Source organism: Pseudidiomarina aestuarii (assembly GCF_048263735.1).
Taxonomy (GTDB): Bacteria; Pseudomonadota; Gammaproteobacteria; order Enterobacterales; family Alteromonadaceae; genus Pseudidiomarina; species Pseudidiomarina aestuarii_B.
In genome coordinates this window covers 15,443-33,484 of record NZ_JBLXDX010000009.1, presented here as the reverse complement: position 1 = coordinate 33,484, position 18,042 = coordinate 15,443, and the positions used below count along the sequence as shown (strand labels likewise).

23 protein-coding genes are annotated in these 18,042 nt (G+C 50.1%); 20 read left to right on the top strand and 3 right to left on the bottom strand.

All coding sequences use genetic code 11. The features are described from left to right. The first annotated feature begins 43 nt into the window (after positions 1-43). From serB to ACN0S4_RS12675, 5 genes are read left to right on the top strand one after another with little or no spacing between them, the layout of a single operon-like run. A complete protein-coding gene (gene serB, locus ACN0S4_RS12695) occupies positions 44-706 on the top strand; it encodes a phosphoserine phosphatase SerB (protein WP_417658024.1) in 663 nt (220 codons plus the stop codon). After that, entirely contained in the window at positions 699-2,078 is a 1,380-nt protein-coding gene (radA, locus tag ACN0S4_RS12690) for a DNA repair protein RadA (protein ID WP_417658023.1), read from the top strand. Before serB ends, radA begins: the two co-directional genes overlap by 8 nt. Beyond that, positions 2,078-2,845: an ABC transporter substrate-binding protein gene (locus ACN0S4_RS12685; RefSeq protein ID WP_417658022.1), complete on the top strand. Its 768-nt coding sequence runs from the start codon at positions 2,078-2,080 to the stop codon at positions 2,843-2,845. The genes radA and ACN0S4_RS12685 overlap by 1 nt, the downstream gene beginning before the upstream one ends. After that, entirely contained in the window at positions 2,838-3,842 is a 1,005-nt protein-coding gene (locus ACN0S4_RS12680) for a FecCD family ABC transporter permease (protein WP_417658021.1), read from the top strand. The genes ACN0S4_RS12685 and ACN0S4_RS12680 overlap by 8 nt, the downstream gene beginning before the upstream one ends. Next, entirely contained in the window at positions 3,835-4,587 is a 753-nt protein-coding gene (locus ACN0S4_RS12675) for an ABC transporter ATP-binding protein (protein WP_417658020.1), read from the top strand. The genes ACN0S4_RS12680 and ACN0S4_RS12675 overlap by 8 nt, the downstream gene beginning before the upstream one ends. Here ACN0S4_RS12675 and ACN0S4_RS12670 read toward each other — a convergent pair. Further along, positions 4,584-5,906, bottom strand: coding sequence for a S41 family peptidase (locus ACN0S4_RS12670; protein WP_417658019.1), 1,323 nt, complete (start codon positions 5,904-5,906; stop codon positions 4,584-4,586). The genes ACN0S4_RS12675 and ACN0S4_RS12670 overlap by 4 nt on opposite strands. Before the next feature lie 150 nt (positions 5,907-6,056). Here ACN0S4_RS12670 and nagZ point away from each other — a divergent pair, with 150 nt between their 5' ends. After that, a complete protein-coding gene (gene nagZ / locus ACN0S4_RS12665) occupies positions 6,057-7,070 on the top strand; it encodes a beta-N-acetylhexosaminidase (RefSeq protein WP_417658018.1) in 1,014 nt (337 codons plus the stop codon). Positions 7,071-7,073: 3 nt separating this feature from the next. Here nagZ and queC read toward each other — a convergent pair whose 3' ends face one another. Continuing rightward, positions 7,074-7,730 carry a 7-cyano-7-deazaguanine synthase QueC gene (gene queC, locus ACN0S4_RS12660; protein WP_417658017.1) on the bottom strand — a complete coding sequence of 219 codons (657 nt, stop codon included), beginning with the start codon at positions 7,728-7,730 and terminating at the stop codon, positions 7,074-7,076. An 83-nt stretch (positions 7,731-7,813) separates the two neighbouring features. On the opposite strand from queC, the gene queE reads away from it, so the two are divergent. The 14 genes from queE to ACN0S4_RS12590 all read left to right on the top strand — a co-directional run bounded on the left by queE (position 7,814) and on the right by ACN0S4_RS12590 (position 17,629). Continuing rightward, entirely contained in the window at positions 7,814-8,485 is a 672-nt protein-coding gene (gene queE / locus ACN0S4_RS12655; protein WP_417658038.1) for a 7-carboxy-7-deazaguanine synthase QueE, read from the top strand. A gap of 76 nt (positions 8,486-8,561) precedes the next feature. Further along, positions 8,562-8,846, top strand: a complete 285-nt coding sequence (locus ACN0S4_RS12650; RefSeq protein WP_417658016.1) for a Flp family type IVb pilin — start codon at positions 8,562-8,564, stop codon at positions 8,844-8,846. Then, a complete protein-coding gene (locus ACN0S4_RS12645) occupies positions 8,846-10,048 on the top strand; it encodes a hypothetical protein (protein WP_417658015.1) in 1,203 nt (400 codons plus the stop codon). The genes ACN0S4_RS12650 and ACN0S4_RS12645 overlap by 1 nt, the downstream gene beginning before the upstream one ends. Further along, positions 10,045-10,593, top strand: a complete 549-nt coding sequence (locus ACN0S4_RS12640; protein ID WP_417658014.1) for a hypothetical protein — start codon at positions 10,045-10,047, stop codon at positions 10,591-10,593. The genes ACN0S4_RS12645 and ACN0S4_RS12640 overlap by 4 nt, the downstream gene beginning before the upstream one ends. Beyond that, complete coding sequence (locus ACN0S4_RS12635) at positions 10,586-11,074, top strand: hypothetical protein (protein ID WP_417658013.1); 489 nt, start codon at positions 10,586-10,588, stop codon at positions 11,072-11,074. Before ACN0S4_RS12640 ends, ACN0S4_RS12635 begins: the two co-directional genes overlap by 8 nt. After that, positions 11,064-11,255 carry a hypothetical protein gene (locus tag ACN0S4_RS12630; protein ID WP_417658012.1) on the top strand — a complete coding sequence of 64 codons (192 nt, stop codon included), beginning with the start codon at positions 11,064-11,066 and terminating at the stop codon, positions 11,253-11,255. Before ACN0S4_RS12635 ends, ACN0S4_RS12630 begins: the two co-directional genes overlap by 11 nt. Next, the gene (gene cpaB / locus ACN0S4_RS12625) at positions 11,252-11,995 is read left to right on the top strand and encodes a Flp pilus assembly protein CpaB (RefSeq protein ID WP_417658011.1); all 744 of its coding nucleotides are present in this window, start codon (positions 11,252-11,254) and stop codon (positions 11,993-11,995) included. Before ACN0S4_RS12630 ends, cpaB begins: the two co-directional genes overlap by 4 nt. After that, positions 11,992-13,233, top strand: coding sequence for a type II and III secretion system protein family protein (locus tag ACN0S4_RS12620; RefSeq protein ID WP_417658010.1), 1,242 nt, complete (start codon positions 11,992-11,994; stop codon positions 13,231-13,233). The genes cpaB and ACN0S4_RS12620 overlap by 4 nt, the downstream gene beginning before the upstream one ends. After that, complete coding sequence (locus ACN0S4_RS12615; RefSeq protein WP_417658009.1) at positions 13,223-14,410, top strand: CpaF family protein; 1,188 nt, start codon at positions 13,223-13,225, stop codon at positions 14,408-14,410. The genes ACN0S4_RS12620 and ACN0S4_RS12615 overlap by 11 nt, the downstream gene beginning before the upstream one ends. Beyond that, positions 14,407-15,264: a type II secretion system F family protein gene (locus tag ACN0S4_RS12610; RefSeq protein ID WP_417658008.1), complete on the top strand. Its 858-nt coding sequence runs from the start codon at positions 14,407-14,409 to the stop codon at positions 15,262-15,264. Before ACN0S4_RS12615 ends, ACN0S4_RS12610 begins: the two co-directional genes overlap by 4 nt. Then, positions 15,257-16,072, top strand: a complete 816-nt coding sequence (locus ACN0S4_RS12605) for a type II secretion system F family protein (RefSeq protein ID WP_417658007.1) — start codon at positions 15,257-15,259, stop codon at positions 16,070-16,072. Before ACN0S4_RS12610 ends, ACN0S4_RS12605 begins: the two co-directional genes overlap by 8 nt. A gap of 2 nt (positions 16,073-16,074) precedes the next feature. Continuing rightward, positions 16,075-16,470, top strand: a complete 396-nt coding sequence (locus ACN0S4_RS12600; RefSeq protein ID WP_417658006.1) for a DUF192 domain-containing protein — start codon at positions 16,075-16,077, stop codon at positions 16,468-16,470. Beyond that, positions 16,463-16,912 (top strand): hypothetical protein, encoded by a 450-nt coding sequence (locus tag ACN0S4_RS12595; RefSeq protein ID WP_417658005.1) that lies wholly within the window; start codon positions 16,463-16,465, stop codon positions 16,910-16,912. The genes ACN0S4_RS12600 and ACN0S4_RS12595 overlap by 8 nt, the downstream gene beginning before the upstream one ends. 9 nt (positions 16,913-16,921) lie before the next feature. Continuing rightward, the gene (locus tag ACN0S4_RS12590; RefSeq protein WP_417658004.1) at positions 16,922-17,629 is read left to right on the top strand and encodes a hypothetical protein; all 708 of its coding nucleotides are present in this window, start codon (positions 16,922-16,924) and stop codon (positions 17,627-17,629) included. Between the two features lie 14 nt (positions 17,630-17,643). On the opposite strand, the gene ACN0S4_RS12585 is transcribed toward ACN0S4_RS12590, so the two are convergent. Then, on the bottom strand, positions 17,644-18,042 hold the full coding sequence (locus ACN0S4_RS12585) for a Na+/H+ antiporter subunit G (RefSeq protein ID WP_417658003.1): 399 nt from the start codon (positions 18,040-18,042) through the stop codon (positions 17,644-17,646).

The window sequence follows — 18,042 nt, the reverse complement described above, 5'->3', positions numbered from 1 at the left end:
ATACGCTGCTGGCGCTCCTGCTGTAAATAAGGAAACTGTAACCATGCTTGATTTTAGTCAGCCAGGATTGGCTGTATTTGATATGGACTCGACGTTGATTACCATAGAGTGTATCGATGAAATAGCAGCGCTAGTGGGGCGCAAAGCCGAGGTCGCTGCAATTACTGAAGCGGCTATGCGTGGTGAGTTAGATTTTGCAGCGAGTTTACGCCAGCGAGTTGCAGTGTTGACCGATATTGAAGAAGGTCAGTTTAATCAGCTCTTTGATCCGATTCCACTCACCCGCGGAGCGCGCGAACTTTGCCAATGGTTACAGCAGCAAAATTGGCGAATTCTCATCGCTTCCGGCGGCTTTACATGGTTCGCCGAGCGTCTCCGAGATCACTTAAGCGTTGATGCCATATGCGCAAATGAATTGGAATGGCAGCAGGGGCGATTAACTGGCCGAGTACGTGAATCTATTGTCGATGCACAACGCAAAGCTGACGCATTGGTGGACTACGCAGCAAAGTGGGAAATACCCCTCACAAATACGTTGGCTGTTGGCGATGGTGCGAACGATCGGTTGATGTTAGAAGCGGCAGCATGCGGTGTCGCATTCTGCGCGAAATCCAGTTTAAAGGCGTCAGCAGACATCGTTGTTGATGAGCCCGATTTAGCACTACTCATTGAAGTTTTACAGACAGGAACAGCGGCACATGGCTAAAACTAAAACCGCCTACGTTTGCAACGATTGCGGCGCAGATTATGCACGCTGGTTAGGGCAGTGCACGGAATGCAAAGCATGGAATACCATTACTGAAGTGCGTTTGAGTGCACCTCAGCGCTCAGGAAGTAGTGCACGAGGACAAGCCAGTCGGTCTGGTTTTGCAGGTGCTATTCAGGCACAAGTACAAACCCTGCAAGATGTGAGTTTAGAAGATCTGCCCAGATTCAGCAGCAGCTACGCGGAGTTTGATCGTGTGTTGGGCGGCGGTATTGTGCCGGGTTCTGCCATTCTAATTGGTGGTTCGCCTGGCGCTGGCAAAAGTACATTGCTGCTACAGACCATGTGCAAGCTCGCGGAGAGCATGAAGACATTGTATGTGACCGGTGAGGAATCATTGCAGCAGGTTGCCTTACGAGCGCAACGATTGGGCTTGCCGACAGATCAATTGCGTATGCTCGCAGAGACATCGGTGGAGACCATTTGTCAGTTGGCCGATGTAGAAAAACCGCGGGTGATGGTAATTGATTCGATTCAAGTCATGCACTTGGATGATGTCGCGTCAGCGCCCGGTAGTGTCTCGCAAGTACGAGAGTCTGCGGCGGTATTGACCCGGTATGCCAAACAGAATGGGGTGGCCATATTTATGGTTGGCCATGTCACCAAAGATGGCAGCTTAGCGGGCCCGAAAGTGCTGGAGCACTGCATCGATTGCTCGATTCTCTTGGAAGGTTCGGCGGATTCTCGGTTTCGGACGCTACGTGGCCACAAAAATCGATTTGGTCCAGCGAATGAGCTCGGAGTTTTTGCGATGACTGGGCAAGGTCTTCGAGAAGTCACAAACCCATCGGCGATTTTCCTACAACGGGGCGAAGAACACGGTAGCGGGTCGGTGGTTATTGTCATTTGGGAAGGAACGCGCCCGCTACTGGTAGAGTTACAAGCATTGGTCGATGGCAGTCAGTTGGCGAATCCGCGGCGAGTTGCGGTTGGTTTGGACACGTCGCGACTAGCGCTGTTGTTGGCAGTATTGCACCGTCATGGTGGGCTGCACATGTCTGATCAAGATGTGTTTGTAAATATCGTGGGTGGCGTCAAAGTGTTAGAGACTGGCGCAGATTTAGCGTTGTTGTTGGCGATCGTTTCCAGCTTCAAAGAGCAACCCTTACCGCGCGATCTTGTGGTATTTGGTGAGGTTGGTTTAGCTGGCGAAATTCGGCCCGTACAAAATGGGCAAGCACGATTAAATGAAGCGGTTAAACATGGTTTTACTCGCGCCATAGTCCCAGCAGGGAATAAACCCCAAAAAGCTATTCCAGGTATGCGAGTTACGGCAGTGAAAAATCTGCAAGAAGCTTTGGATGCGTTGTAATGACCCTTTGGCTAATCAGAGTCGCATGGATAACAGCCATTCTGTATTGGCCAGCAGGCACCCTCAATGCAGCAGAACCACTTCGCGTCCTCTCGCTAAACTCTTGTTATGATAGCTGGTTACCGCAGGTGTTAGAGACCGAGGATACGGTGATTCCGACGTCTGAGCACGGTAATCGGTTGGAATCTATCATTCGGGCTCAACCTGATGTGGTGGTCCACAATAGTTTTATCTCGGGGGTGCTGCTGCAAGCGTTGCAGCGCGCTGCAACGGATTATGGATTTCGTCTAGTGGCTGTGCAACACCCACAATCTTGGCAGGAATGGCAAGAGCAAGGCAAAGCTATCGGTCCAGCATTGCAGCGCGAAGCGACGGTAAAGCAATGGTTTGCTCTGCAGCAAGAACAACTGACTGAAACCGGAAATGAACTACCTCGAACAGTCGCTATTTTGATGCCGAATTATTTTATGTGGGCGGCAGACAGTTGGACCGCCGATTTGCTCGCGCAGGTGGGTGTTGAACTCATCACTCCCATACAAACTGGTCAGTTAGGACAAGTTGAGCTCGCTGGTGTGTTGCGTCTTGAAACCGAATACCTCGTATTGGAGGGATTCTCTGAACATTACTCACGTGGCCAAGATTGGTTACACCATCGAGCATTGCGACAGTGGTCGTCAGAGAGACAAACGACTTCGATTGCAGGTGAGATTGCTGGTTGCCCTGCTACCCAAGCCATTGACTATTTAGAGGCCATACAGAGTGACTAAACCGCATGCAAATAAGGCTGCCATGCAGCCGTGGTGGTGGGTGATACTGTTCATTCTGTTGACTAGTAGCTTTGCCATTCTTCACCTCGGATCAGGTGATGCCACTTGGTGGCTGTGGCCCACCACCGCGCTCGATGCACAAATACTGGTGGATATTCGCTGGCCGCGATTGCTGTTGGTGTGTTTAAACGGCATTGCGCTGGGTCTTGCTGGCGCGGTGATTCAAACGATCTTTCGTAACCCGTTAGCTGAGCCCGGAATTATTGGCATTTCCAGTGGCGCGGCGCTAGTTGTTGTGAGTGCTCTGTACTTTGGCTGGATTCTCCCTACCGCATGGTCTTTGCCCTTGCTGGGGATGGCCGGCGCTTTAGGCGCATTCGGTTTGTTGTGGGTGTTAGCAGGACGGTCATTGCAAACCATTCGGCTATTACTGGCAGGTGTTGCTATCGCAGCTTTGGGTGGTGCGTTATTGGCATTGATCCTCAGTCTGGCGCCAAATCCATTCGCATTCCAAGAATGGACGCTGTGGCTGATGGGCTCGGTCGCGAATCGCGGTTGGGAACATGTGCTGCTGATGCTGCCCAGCACCTGTATTGCCATGATTATTCTGTTCTGGCAACGGCATTTTATTGGTGCGCATGTGTTCGCTTCGTCACAGTTTGCTGTGCTTGGCTTCCATTATCAGCGCGCGCAAGTTGCCGTGCTCTTTGGCTTAACACTGTTAGTTGGAGCTTCAGTCGTCAGTGCCGGTATGATCGGATTTATTGGCTTAATTGCGCCGCACTTAGTGCGCTTGGTCGGTATCCATCGGCCTCGAGCGTTGCTGTGGTGGAGCGCTGCAGTGGGCGGTAGTTGTTTAATAGCAGTCGATACCCTAGTGATGTGGCTTCCTACTCGTCAGGAACTGCCATTGGGTGTTATCACGGCGCTGCTCGGAGCTCCGGTCCTCCTCTACTTACTGCATCGATTCGCTGCACGTGAGGCTGGTCATGCTTAATGTTCACCAGGTTGCGGTAGCGCAACGACTCGACCCAGTTTCATTTACAGCTGCGGAAGGTGAGGTGATTGGCATCATCGGCCCGAATGGTGCAGGTAAAAGTAGCTTGTTAGAAGTATTGGTCGGCAGCGTGATTCCACACACCGGGCAAGTGCTATGGGGTGAGGAAAACCTCATCGATGCAAGGCCCATGCGGCGGCGCCAACTCGTTTCCTATATTCCACAGCAGTCTTCAGTATTCGCAGATATAACAGTGACTGAGTTGCTCTATGAAGCAACCGTCAATTTAGGCTGGTCACGTGCTCAGCAACACGACAATATTGCAAAGTTGCTGCAAGAGTTCGATTTGCAACCGTTTGCCTCGCGGTCGATTTTACGTTTGTCTGGAGGCGAACAACGTCGAGTTCACTGTGCCTGCGCACTATTGAATCAGGGGCCATTGGTGATTGCCGATGAGCCAACTGCCGGGCTCGATCTGTATCATCAACTGATGTTGTTGGAGTTATTGGTGAAGCGCGCACGCGCAGGCGCATTGGTCATGGTTGCATTGCATGATTTGTCTCATGCAAGTATGTTCTGCGACCGCTTGGCGTTACTGGACCGTGGTCAATTAATACAAATCGGCACTCCGAATGAAGTGCTAACCGCTACTCACTTGGAACAAATTTACCGTGTTCAAGTCGATTGGTTCTGTGATGAGCGCGGCGTGGCTATGCGACCACACCGCATTATCGAGAAGCCTTAGAACTCTTGTCGCCACTGGTCAATAATGCGTGGGCCACGCGCTTCTAATGCTTGCTCTTGCGCCTGCGCTTGTTGGCTAGAAGCAAGATTTGCGGGACAAGCGCCATTACTGATGTGGAAGCTGGCTGTTGCCAATAGTGGATCGGCGGGATCTCCCCAGTCACCGACCAAAGTGTCAGTTGCTGCACAATTCACGGGCAGGCCATCAAAATAGCGTCCCTCGTTGTTCGCATTCACCGTCTCAAAATTCACGACGAAGGTGCGCTTATCGCAAATTTGCTCTGGGATCTGACCCACAGGCTTCCCGCATGTTCTCGAACCAATCACCACCACATCCACAAACGGCTTCAATGAATTAATGATGAGCTCAGATGACGAGCAACTGGCAGCCGTGGTCAACACATAGACACGATCTAAATTGAGTTGCCGAACCCCATCATAGAGTTGAAACAGTTCGGTATTGTTTTGATTCTGATTCTGGCTGTTGAATAGGTAGCGAACAAAGGTTTCGCCAATAACATTATTGCCCGCAGCTTGAGCACCCGCCTGATTCGCGTAACGCGTTAACCCGCCACCGTTATAGCGAACATCAATCACCAGTTCATCGACGCCGGTAAATTGATTGTAAGCAGAGTTGAGGTCGTTTCCGGTTCGATTAATAAAGCTATTGAGGACGTAATAACCCACTTGCTTGTTGTCGACGGTGAGCACGTCCCTCGCGAGCACGGTGTTGGTTTCCACCTCGACTTTGGTCAATACATCGGTGAATTCATCACCACTTGGCTTCCGCCAGGTCAACTCGCGTGCGATACCTACTTCAGGACCACCCAGCGCATCATTGTACGTGCCATTTGCGAGCAGGGTGGCGACACTGACGCCATCAATTGCTGTGATTTCATCGGCTCGACTGATACCGGCGTTTGCCGCTGGGGAATCGTCAAATGTGTAATTCACGAACACGCGCGAATTATTCACGACCCGAGCACTAAAACCGAAGCCGGCGTACTGAGCGTTGACATAACGGTCTTGATATTCTTGTTCCGTCAACACGAAACTAAAGCGATCATCGCTACTGCGAATGCCCTCGAGAACTGCATAGATATCGGCATAGCTTGCCAAGTTTACATTGGATGGAATATCTTCAACCCAAAAATAGTCATCGCGCATGTAGTCCAAGAAACGTTGTTTTTGATCGTTCACGGAACATTGTGCACCGAAGCCACCATCGCCGCCCGAGTTCCCATTGTCATTGCTACTACTTCCGCCGCCGCAGCTTGCTACCAGCAGCGCAGATGCGCAGACAGTCATTAATTTGTTCATCACAACACCTCATACCTACTTTGAGTACTATTTATACATACGATTTCAATTTATAAATAGATGCATTTTAGAAGTCTAGGTGATTTTCACTAGTGACGCTCACCGACATTTTTGGCACACTGCGCTCTCGTTGTAACGAAGGATTCATGTATGACTGCTGTAATGATTGATTTTGACGGCTACGAGCTAACAGCTGAAGACCGTGAGCTACTCCAACACCCTGCGGTTGGCGGTGTCATTTATTTTACGCGTAATTTTCACGATCAAGAGCAGTTACAAGAACTGGTTCGTCAAACTCGTGCTGCGGCTCGTAATCCATTGGTGTTGGCTGTTGATCATGAAGGTGGTCGGGTCCAGCGTTTTCGCCAGGGCTTTTCCGCTATCCCGCCGATGGCGAGTTTATTAGAGCGTGCAACGACGCTCGCGCAAGCACAACAAGCTGCTCAAGAATTAGCTTGGCTGATGGCGGCAGAAGTATTGGCTATGGATATCGACTTAAGCTTCGCGCCGGTATTAGATGTTCGCGGTATCAGTGAGGTTATCGGTGATCGCGCCTTCGCCGAGCAGGCCGATGCCATTATTCCAGTTGCCCGATCCTTCATCAAAGGTATGCATCAAGCCGGTATGAAAGCTACGGGGAAACACTTTCCTGGACACGGTTCGGTTGCCGCAGATTCTCATATTGCGATTCCTATTGATGAACGGCCATGGGATGAGATCGTTGCAGTAGATTTGCCACCGTTTATCGAGCTGGCGACGTGTTTGGATGCAATTATGCCAGCACACGTCATTTATCCTGATGTGTGCGAACATCCAGCAGGATTTTCGCAGCGTTGGTTGAAAGAAATTCTGCGTGCACAACTTCATTTCACCGGTGTCATTTTTAGTGATGATCTGGCTATGGCTGGTGCAACCGTTGCTGGTTCAATGGCCGATCGCGCCCATGCTGCATTAGATGCAGGATGTGACATGGTGCTAGCGTGTAATGATCGTGCTGGCGCCATTGCAGTTATTGAAGCGGTTGCCGGACGAATGAGTGAGAAAGGTCGACAATCAGCGCGGTGCTATGAATTACTTGCGAAGCCTGCATCGTTGAGCATGCAGACCTTGCAAAATCATCCACGGTGGCACCAAGCGCAACAGTTATTGAATCAGTTCAGTTAACGGTTACGACTGATAGGGTATTGGGTCGGCGACTTGGTTCTTGGTAAAAGCTTCCAGTCGCTCGACACAAGCACCACATTTTCCGCAGGCTAACTCGCGACCTTCATAGCAAGTCCAGGTGTCCGCATAATCCAGTCCCATGCGGAGTCCGTCGGCAAGAATCGCGATTTTGTCGACGTCCAAATACGGTACCTCGATACGCACGGGCTCATAGTTGGCGATTAAACTCACGTCATTCATTTTACGAACGAATTCCGGCCGACAGTCCGGATAGATAGCATGATCACCAGAGTGAGCGCCGTAATACACTGCCTCGGCTTCTATCGAAACCGCGTAACCTATGGCCAATGACAAGAGAATCATATTTCGATTGGGAACGACCGTAGACTTCATCGACGCTTCTTCGTAGTGACCTTGCGGAATGTCGATATTGTCGGTTAATGAACTGCCAGCAAGGAGTTGATTGATCGCACGAATGTCGACCACTTTGAGAGGAATCGCGAGTTTGTTGCAAACCCGTGCGGCGTAATCCAATTCTTTCGCATGTCTCTGCCCATAGTGGAAAGACAATGCGTAAACATCGTGTCCGTCTCGCAGCGCGCGGTGCAGAACGGTATACGAATCCATCCCACCTGAATAGATAACAACTACTTTTGCCACGAAACATCCTCAATACAGCGAATTTAAGGTACAATTTTACCTAATTATTCCAGTAGCTGAAAGAACCGATAACGGTGAGCCATTTGACGTACCCGATTAATGAAATTTTCGAAACAATACAGGGTGAAGGTATGTTCACCGGTGTTCCTGCCATTTTTGTTCGATTACAAGGGTGTCCGGTGGGTTGTCCGTGGTGCGACACTCAGCATACGTGGGATATGAAACCAGAGCTAAAAGTCAGCGCCGAGCAGTTGGCCAGCAAAACCGGTCCGACTGCAGAGTGGGCTGAATTATCGGCGAACGCTATTTTGCAGTTCTTTCAAGAACGCAAATTTACTGCCCGCCATGTGGTCATTACTGGCGGTGAACCTGCGATGTACGATCTACGGCCGTTGGCTGAAGTGCTCGAGCAAGCCGGATATCGTTTGCAGATTGAGACCAGTGGTACCTTTGCTCTCCAAGTGTCGGAGCAAATGTGGGTGACCGTGTCACCGAAACTGGATATGCCCGGTGGTTTTTTGGTGCGCCCTGACTGTATGAAACGTGCCGACGAAATCAAGTATCCAGTGGCAATGCAAAAGCATATTGATGCACTTGATCTTCTCTTACAGCAATGTCCGCCGCGTTCCGATGCGGTGATTTCCCTGCAGCCTATTTCCCAGCGCCCGCGCGCGACTGAACTCGCCATCCAAACCTGCATTGAACGCAACTGGCGGTTATCTGTGCAGCTTCATAAGTATCTTCATATCGAGTAAGCCAAAAGAGGCTATTTGTTAAAGGCCTCCGCAACGCACCTATACTGACTCCAGTTTCAGCTCAGGGAGGTGCGTCATGTCATATCGTCAAGGTAACCGTCGAGTACAGCTTGGTCAGGGAATGACCGAATACATCATTATTGTGGCCCTGATCGCTGTGGCCGCCATTGGGGTTTATTCATTACTCGGTAAGACCGTTCGTAGTCAGGTCTCTGGTATTGCTCAAGAAATATCAGGTCAAAGTGCGGGCAGCACCATCAACACTGCTCGAGCCGCTGCTCGGCGATCAGAAACCGTTGCCAAACAAGATATTTCGCTCGGCAATTATGATGAAAGTACCGAAAGCGATAGTGCTAACTGATGTCGTTTCAATACGCGCAACGCGGCTCGCTCAGCATTTGGTTAGTTCCGCTCATGCTCGCCTTGTTGATCATGCTGGTTGGTGTGTTACAGCATGGTCAGATGCAACGCCAATCTTGGACACGTCAGATCACTGTTGATCACTTGGCACTGTCAGCGGGTGTTCTGCTCGCGCGCGAAATGAATATTTTGGCCATGACCAACCGTGCATTATTGGCCAATCAACTCGTAGTGAGTCAGTTGATCGGTATCGCTAGCTGGTTCGAAATGTTGCGAACCAGTACAACGCGCACCGCAACCATCAGTGCTTGGGTGCCAGGTTTAAACGCTGTTACTCGCCAAATCGCGCTTATCGTGCGGCAATCTCAGCAACCCGTCGAACAATTGGTTCGGGCTGGCATCATCATGCAAAAGGCCATCACGACGGCGTTGAGTTCTATGCAAACCTTAGTTCGCGCCTCTTTTGCTGTCATGATTCCGGCAACGCTCACCGATATTGCCAAGTTGCACACATCAGAGCCATTCGAATTTGACATCCTTCATAGCCCGACATTGCTGCCGTTCCCGCTCTTGTGGTGGAGCTTCATTCGACCACGCCACACCGGCAATGATGACAGCGCACTGCTGACGCGGATGCAAGCAAGCATGGATCCATTCAGTCAGCATCGAACTTATTCTTGGTTTGATTTCTTTGCATTAAAAATAATCAAAACCGGTGGAACTGAGGTGACGGTCGATAAGCGTGGACGTTGGCATTGGCAGGGCTTGGATACCTTGTCGTTGCATCTACGAGCATTCTGGTCATGGCAGGAGTTACCGTGGGGCGAGGGTGCGCGGCAACAGCAGCGAATAGATAAGGTTGAGCGCGATGCGTTTGGGAAGAGTCGGCACTACAATCCGCGAGCGGTGAGTTGGGCGCTAAGCACGCAACGGACGATTCAATCGGGACAGCGAATTTACTACTTTGATCGGCCGCAACTGGCGACCGAGAAAGCACCGAGTGTCTTTGTTCGCAGTGGCAGTGCAGTTGCCAAAGCAGGCATTAGATTTTATCGACCGCAGTCATTATTTGCTCGCAGCGATAATCGATTGGAAAAAGCAAACTTATTCAATCCGTTCTGGGAGGGGCAACTGCAGTCGTTGACACAGTTGGACCGACAACTGTTGCTGCGGCAGGATGCGCTGGAGGACAACCAGCGATGATTGGTTTTCGACGTCAGTGTGGTGCTGGATTAATGGAAACGATGCTGTTTTTGGCAGTGTTCACTTGGTTGCTCAGTTCAGGGTTAGTTTGGCTGTGGGATACCGGTGAACAAGCACTGACAAAAATAAACTACAGTCGCTCAGAGTTGTTGCAGCCGATCTGGGACTCTAGCCACGGCAAGCTTAGTAACGAGGATCACTTCGCTAGAACCGTTAGTCCAATTCTCAACCCGTTGCGGCAATGGGGCGACATCAACCTGCCAAACACAACGTTGCGGGTTTTACCGGCAAGTTCCGAGTCGATTGCTCTCGCGGTTCTCGAGAATAGTTGGTCGCCAACTTCTTTCGATGAGCTATCTGAACGCCAACGAAATCTAACTAGTTTCGGACAATTACAGCGGTCTGGACTACATCGCATCGTACATGGCTTCGGCATTTTACCGATTGCCCGAGAGTTCGCTCAGAAGTCCTTTCGATTCGGCTGGAGCAATCCTGACGCAACGCTCTTCGAGTTAAAGTGTGCAGAGGTGTCCTGTGATGACTGATCTGCCGTTGGATGACTGGCAAGCGATTCAAGTGAGTTCGGCACCGGGCGCTGTGTGGCAACTGAAGTCTGCGCCCAGTCGTCGGGAATGGAGTAGCCAAGACTGCGTGCAACAACACATTCAGAAGCATCTTTGGTTATGTTTAGACACTGACTATGTATGGCTTTACCAACATGTGTTGCAGCACCATTGGTTAACGCGACTGAGTCTAAATGATCACGCACAATCAACCCAGCATTGGCTGGGTAATGCACTGTTCACCGAGAACACAGCATCGCTAAAGTTAGAGCTTTTCGAGACGCAATGGAGTGCGAGGCAAATTCTCTCGCAGATTCAATTTCGCTATCAACAGCGCGTGCTCAGTCAGCCTATCACCGGCCACAAACAGATGGCAGTTGAACTACACGAGCCCAATGAATACTGGTTTATTCAAGAGCAATCAACGGGATCCAATGTGCTGCGGGTGACCTATGCGGATTAAGGGACATGCTTTAACGGAAATGCTCGTTGTTGCGATGACACTCGGGTTCGCCTTATCCGTGCCAGTGAACGACCATAACCAAACGATCGGTGAGTTGGTGGCTCAGTTGTGGCAACAATGGCAGCAACTGGCACACTGGACTTGGTCCTATTTGTTACTGATGGGGTGGGCATTAGGATGACCGAGACTGATCATGGCGTTCTAGCGGGCCTGTCTTGGCAAGTTCGATTTGTCCTCTTGTTGGTTGCAACCTGCGTATTGGGAAGTGCTGCTTATTTCTCAATTAATGCTTACGTTTCTGCGACCAGTGCAGCACAACAGGCTGAACTACAGAAGCAAATGGTGGGTGTCATTGTGATGGCGAATGACCTTGATGCAGAACAGGTCATCACCGCGGATAACCTACAACAGCGCATGTATCCGCCAGAATATGTGAATGATAGTTGGTTAGTTCCCGCAGATGCCGGTGCCATTATAGGTCGACGCTTGACGACATTTGTTGAACGCGGGCAACCACTGACTCTGGCTGATCTAGAACTGGATTATTCACAATTTTTTAGTCAACAGCTCGGGTTGGATGAAATAGCGGTAACGGTGACGCTTGGACTCGAGCAAAGTCATCATGGCATGCTGAGTGTCGGTGATCGAGTCACTTTAGTCCTACGCGACAGTCGCGATCAATTGCAACTGATACAGGGTGTTCGGATTGCTGCCTTAGATCATTTTCAAAGCACTCAAAATCATCAATTAACTTTGCCGACCACTGCGACCATAGCCATGAGTACTGCACAAGCGAGTATGTTTGAGCAGTATCGCTTTCAGTCGTTGAGTGTCTGGTTGCGACATCCGCAATCCAAACCTATTCAATCCATCGCAAAGCAGTCGAGACTTCACTTCTTTCAGCAGGAGCGCGTGCAGTGATAAGCCCAACCCGAATCCTTATAATCTACATCCTCATCAGTGTCACTGCAGTGTCGTTTAAGGTTAGCGCCGAGATTCCATCCAATCCCGAAGCGCAGGCAAAAAATTACGAAATTGAAATAGGGCAAACGTTCCTCATTCATGTCGAGGAAGGCAGTGATGTGGTGGTTGGTAGCGAACAGCTGCTACAAGCTCAATTGATTCAGAATAATCAGCTCGTCATCAGCGGGTTGGCGCCGGGACATAGTGAAATTCTATTACTAGCTCCCAATCGTTCTCCACAAACCATACGGGTTCACATTCAAGCCCCGATAAATCGACGTTTACACGCAGATCTAGAACAGCTCCAAGCGAATTTTCCAGAGTTGATTGTTGAACACGATGGGGACGTGATCCTCTTACGCGGCGACCTTGATAGCGCTGCGCAAGAGCACTTCGACCATTTGGAACAGGACTATCCCGAAGTGATGAATCGCATTCGTTGGCGCCAGGCACAGCAGGTTCCGATGATTGAACTTGCAGTCCAAATTGCTGAGGTGAAGCGTCAGTATACCCGTCAACTGGGTGTGCGCTGGCCGCAACAAGTTTCGGGGCCGTTGGTGTCGAGCGAAGCGGCGCAAATCATCAGTATGCCAGTAGATATTCAAGCAGCAATCGATCTCTTAGAGCGTGAAGGGCATGCTCGGTTACTTGCGGAGCCGCTATTATCCGCGCGTAGTGGTGGCAGTGCCGAATTCCTTGTCGGTGGTGAGTTTCCGATACCACAGGTGCTGGCGCAGGGACAACAAGATGTGACGTTTCGTGAGTATGGCGTAGCACTCTCTATGGCTCCAGAGCTACTCAGCGATGGCTCGATTAAAACGCTGGTAGGGGCTGAAATTAGTTCCATCGATCCTGCCACTACAGTGAATGGCATTCCTGGAATTCTCAGTCGCAAAGTCTCTTCGGTTATCGCGGGTCGTTCTGGTGAGGCTATTGTGCTGTCAGGATTAATCAGCCACGAACAGTCGCTGCAAACCGATCAATTCCCAGGACTACACCGAGTGCCATTATTAGGGCGCTTATTTTTATCGGAACAGTTTCGGTCAGCTGCCACTGAGCTCATCGTCATTGTCACTCCGCACGTCCGTGACGATTCTCAAATAGATCAAACCGCTGCCAAACGCGCGCAAAGACAACGCGAATTTTATCAAACCGCAGGATGCACTGGGTTACGGGAGATTCACCATGCTCAGTAATCAACAGCGGCAACAGCTTGCAGGTGAGTTGAAGCAGCGCTTACAGCGTCTCCCGCAGTCATCAAGCCCTCTACACTCGGAACAGTTAAATGCATCTGCGCTGTCTATTCTGGAGTCCGTAGTCAACGAATCACGTGGAAGTTTGATAGCTACGGCAGAGGAACTAACCGATATTGTTGAGGATTGCATTGGTTTTGGCTGTATCGCTAGATTATTGAATGATCCAACGATAACCGAGGTGATGGTGAATGATTATCGGTCTATTTTCATCGAACGTGACGGGAAATTAGAAAAGTCGTTGGTGAGCTTTACGCAAGAGTCTGACCTGTTGCGGGTCATTGATCGAATAGTGATTCCATTAGGTCGTCGTTTAGATAGCTCGCAGCCCATGGTAGATGCGCGATTACCCGATGGTTCACGCGTGAATGCTGTGTTAGCGCCATTGGCAATTCGGGGAGCCTGTCTCACCATTCGTAAGTTCAGTCCTAGTTTGTTAACTCTGAGTGATTTGATCAAGCAGAGTGCGCTATCGACAGCTGCAGCAGACTATTTGCAGGCCGCGATATCGCAACGTAAAAACATGCTTATTTCCGGAGGTACCGGGAGCGGCAAGACCACACTGCTAAATATCCTCTCCGCAGAAATTGCTTCAGAACAGCGCATCGTCTCTATTGAGGATGCGGCGGAACTGAAGCTGCCACACGACAATTTAGTTGCGCTGGAAGCGCGGCCGAATAACAGCGAGGGTGTTGGCAGCATCAGTATTCGGGAGTTGCTGATGAATGCGCTTCGTATGCGGCCTGACCGTATTATTATTGGCGAATGCCGCGGAGCAGAAGCCTTAGATATGCTGCAGGCCATGAATACCGGACATGATGGTTCGTTGACAACTTTGCACGCGAATTCGCCACGAGATGCTCTGCAGCGGTTAGAAGTGATGGTGTTGATGGCAGGATTAGATCTGCCGCTGGCAGCAATCCGTCAGCAAATTGGCAGTGCGGTTGACGTCATCATCCAAATAGCTCGCAGTGGTAGCGGCGCTCGACAGGTTACCGCAATTACGGAGTTAAGTGGTCTGGAGGGGCAGCAGTTTCAGCTCACGCCAATTTTCCATCGCGTCGATAAGTCGTTGGTGGCAACGGGTATCGGTTCCGAGTGGTATCGCGAATGTCCATGAACCATTGGGGAATTATCAGTACTCTGGTTGCACTTGCGGCAGGTGTGAGCATGGCACTGACACTTGCCTTGCTACAGAAATCACGGCTACATGCGTTGCAACAGCAGGTCTTTGCTAGAACAGAAGCCAATCTCGCTGAGTTTTTGATTTTTCTTCCAGCACTCCAATTCTGGGGCTTGATCGGCATTATCGTAGGACCTGCAGCGCTACTCATACTGATTCAGTTCGGTTTATTGTGGGCGCTGATAATGACGATAGCATCGGTTTTAATTCTGCCGTGGTTACGACGTTATTGGCATGGTCGTCGATGTACGAAAATATCCCGACAGTTGCCTGATGTCGTGCAGGCACTCGCCAACGCACTTGCGGCTGGGCTCGCGCTTGCACCAGCTTTTGAGGCGGTACATCCGCGGCTTCCCCAGCCCATCAAACAGGAATTTATTCTGCTCAACAGACGCTTGCAGTTCGGTGATTCATTAGCTTCAGGCCTGCAAGATTTCTATCGTCGGGTTCCACGCGGCGGTGTTTATCAACTGTATTTAGCGCTGACTCTGGGGAGTCAACACGGCTCGCAACAAGTAACTATTCTTCAGCGCTTAGCAAAATCGCTCAGACAAAAAATCTACGCGGAAGAACGGCTGAAAAGTCTGTCTGCACAAGCCCGTCTTCAGGGGCGAGTGATGCTGTTTTTACCTGTTGGTCTTTATATCGTTTTGAACTGGATACAGCCCAGCGGTACTGAGTTACTGACGAGTACCCAAATGGGACAAATGATGTTGCTTGGTGCGGCGTTATTGATGTTTCTTGGTCATCTGGTGGTGCGCCAACTGGTTCGGACGACACCTGATGACTAACGCTCTGTTACTGTTGGTAGCGTGTGGTTGTCTGATGGTGTCACTCGTCATCGTCTGGCGACTCATCGAACAATGCATTGCGAGTCAATTTGTGGACCGCATGATGATCAAAGTGCAGTCAGCACTTCCACACTCGATTGCCAGTTATCTCGAGCAGCTATGGTTTCGGTCTCAACAAAATGACTTAACCGGCAGTGATAGGGTTCAGACACTCTCACGGTGGCTCTTACAGAGAATCATAGTGGTCCTCGCTGTGTTCGCACTGGTGATGATTCCGCAACCCGATAGTCAGCGTCTGCTAGTAATTTTGGTGGTTGGTGTTTGGCTGTTAAGACGACAGCAACAACGTCGGTTCTGGGCTGATCAAATTGAACGGCAGTGGCCAGCAACCATAGATATCTATGCCATGTTGTTGCTCTCAGGACTTTCGCAGCGCGCTGCAATTTATTCTATGGCGGCACTTCCAAACCCGTCCAGAGCAACGTGGCTGTTGCAACGTGTGCAACGAGATATTCAGACGGGAACCGACTTGGAAGCGGCGCTGAATCAGCTCAGCCAGTCTCACCAGAGTGTCTGGATCCAGCACTTTGTCACAGCATCGATTCAGTCGTTACGTTACGGTAGTCAGCTTGCCGAAACTCTCTTTAATCAAGCCGATGAGGCGCGGCAAAAGCAGATTATCGACGCCGAAAAACGAGCCCAAGAGGTCGGTGTGAAACTCTTATTTCCACTTCTATTTTGTTTTTTCCCAGTGACGTTCTTGATCATACTCGGACCATTAGTTTTGCGATTTCTACACGGAGGTTAGTCATGGCAGCGGAAACTCTCGAGTTTGGACGGTTTTATGTTCACTCGTACAACTTATGTCTATGGAAGCGCGTGAAGGTGATGCGTTATTTCCCGCAACGATTGATGGGCATGCTGAAACTGCGTGGGTGTAATCGGCAGACTGCGTACTGGTTTCCGTGCTGTCGTTCAATTCATACCTGGGGCATGAGCTTTGCAATTGATGTGGTTGCGCTGGATCGACAGCAGAAAATTGTCGGTGTCTATCGCAACATCCAGCCTGGTCAATTTCTTCGGTGTCCAGAAGCGTACTCTATTGTCGAATGCGAGGCGGGCTGTCAGCTACCTCTGGAGATTTGGTTCGGCGAACAATTGCGATTTGAACTCATGACCGAAACCGAGGAGGAATTGTATGAATAGGCTGAGTCTATTTTTGGTGTTGATGTGTGCGGGTTGTGCCAGCACGAGTCAGCAAGAGGAGCCTTTTGTTCAGCAACTACAGAAGACTGCCGCTGCGGCCTACCATATTGGTGATTTACATCAAGCTGAGGGGCTTTGGCAGCAAGCTGTGGTAGCCAATCCTGGAGCCTATTCAAACTGGTGCTCTTTGGGACAAGTACGTTTCCGGCTACATCAATACGACGCATCTGCGGTTGGCTATCAACGCTGTTTAGAGGGCAATTCGGCGCAGCCATTGGTTTGGCATAACTTAGCGGCAGTGCGCCTGCGGCAGGCTACGGAAGCTCTACTGGAGGGCACTATACATTTCGATGACCGACCAGAAAGCGAACGACTTAAGCGCGACTATCAAGCGTTGCTTGAGCATCTGTTGAAGCTGCAAAGAGCGACAGTCAAACCCTAGGAGTTCGTTATGAAAGCGAAGCATAACCAAGGGTACTGTTTGCCTCTCGCGGTTCTGTTTGCGGGTATTTTAACGGCAACCTGGGCTAATCAGTTTCGACCCAATGATAATGTGTCGGATTGGCATGAGGCGAGTAGGGTTCTCGACGACATCTTATTTTGGCAGCAAGCAGCGATTTATTTTCGGATTGATTCTGGAAACTGGCCGCTGTCACTGACTGAAGTAGAAACTCGTTACACTATTCCCTGGGCTCCGAGCTATTTATCGGGATTTCAACGCTCGGGTGCTTTTGTAATTCAATATCAATCTACTAACGAATCAGTCATCCAAAAAATGCCTGAAGATCACTCCATTGGTATGCATAAAGTAGGAGAAGATACCTTTGAATTGATTGTTTCTGATTCGAAGTTATTGGTACCGAGCCCGGATGTTCTGCTGCGTGATGGTCCCGAACAACGAGTAGAAACAGCAATTGATGCTGCTCAACACAATTTCACCACAGTAGGGCAATTGGAGGGAGCGTTGTTGGTTACTCTGAATGGATTTAGTTTGGCTGGAAGTCTTACGACAACAAATGCTACCGAGCTCCATTCAAACCGCATTACTGCCGATGATATTGTTATTTCTGGGCGCGGTGTTAGTGCAGACTTTCAGCAACTTGCAACATTGAGCACGGTTATCCGAAACTGCATCGAGGTTACGCGCTATTGCCTATGAACGGCTCCGGTATGTCAGTCGGAACGCTCGCTATCGCGCTCTTTCGCAGTATGTTGGCTTTTGTCACTATAGTCTTCAGGATGCTCGCGCAGGTCTCGCGTGGAGCTAATCATTTTGTACTCTAAATGCAGACCTGCTTTTGCCAACAAGTGGGCACTGATGGGTGCTGTCATAAAGAGGAAAATGGCAATCAGTAGCTCATGCAGACTCAACGAATCAGACACTGAAAAGTACACGATGGAGCCAAGAATAATGCCACCTACACCTAAGGTTGTGTTTTTTGTTGGGGCATGGAGACGAGTCATAAAGTCAGGGAGTCGCAACAGACCATAAGAACCGACCGCAGCAAAACTTGCACCAATAATGATGAAGAAGCTGGCTAGATAATCGGCCCACGTTGGAAGTTCTAACAT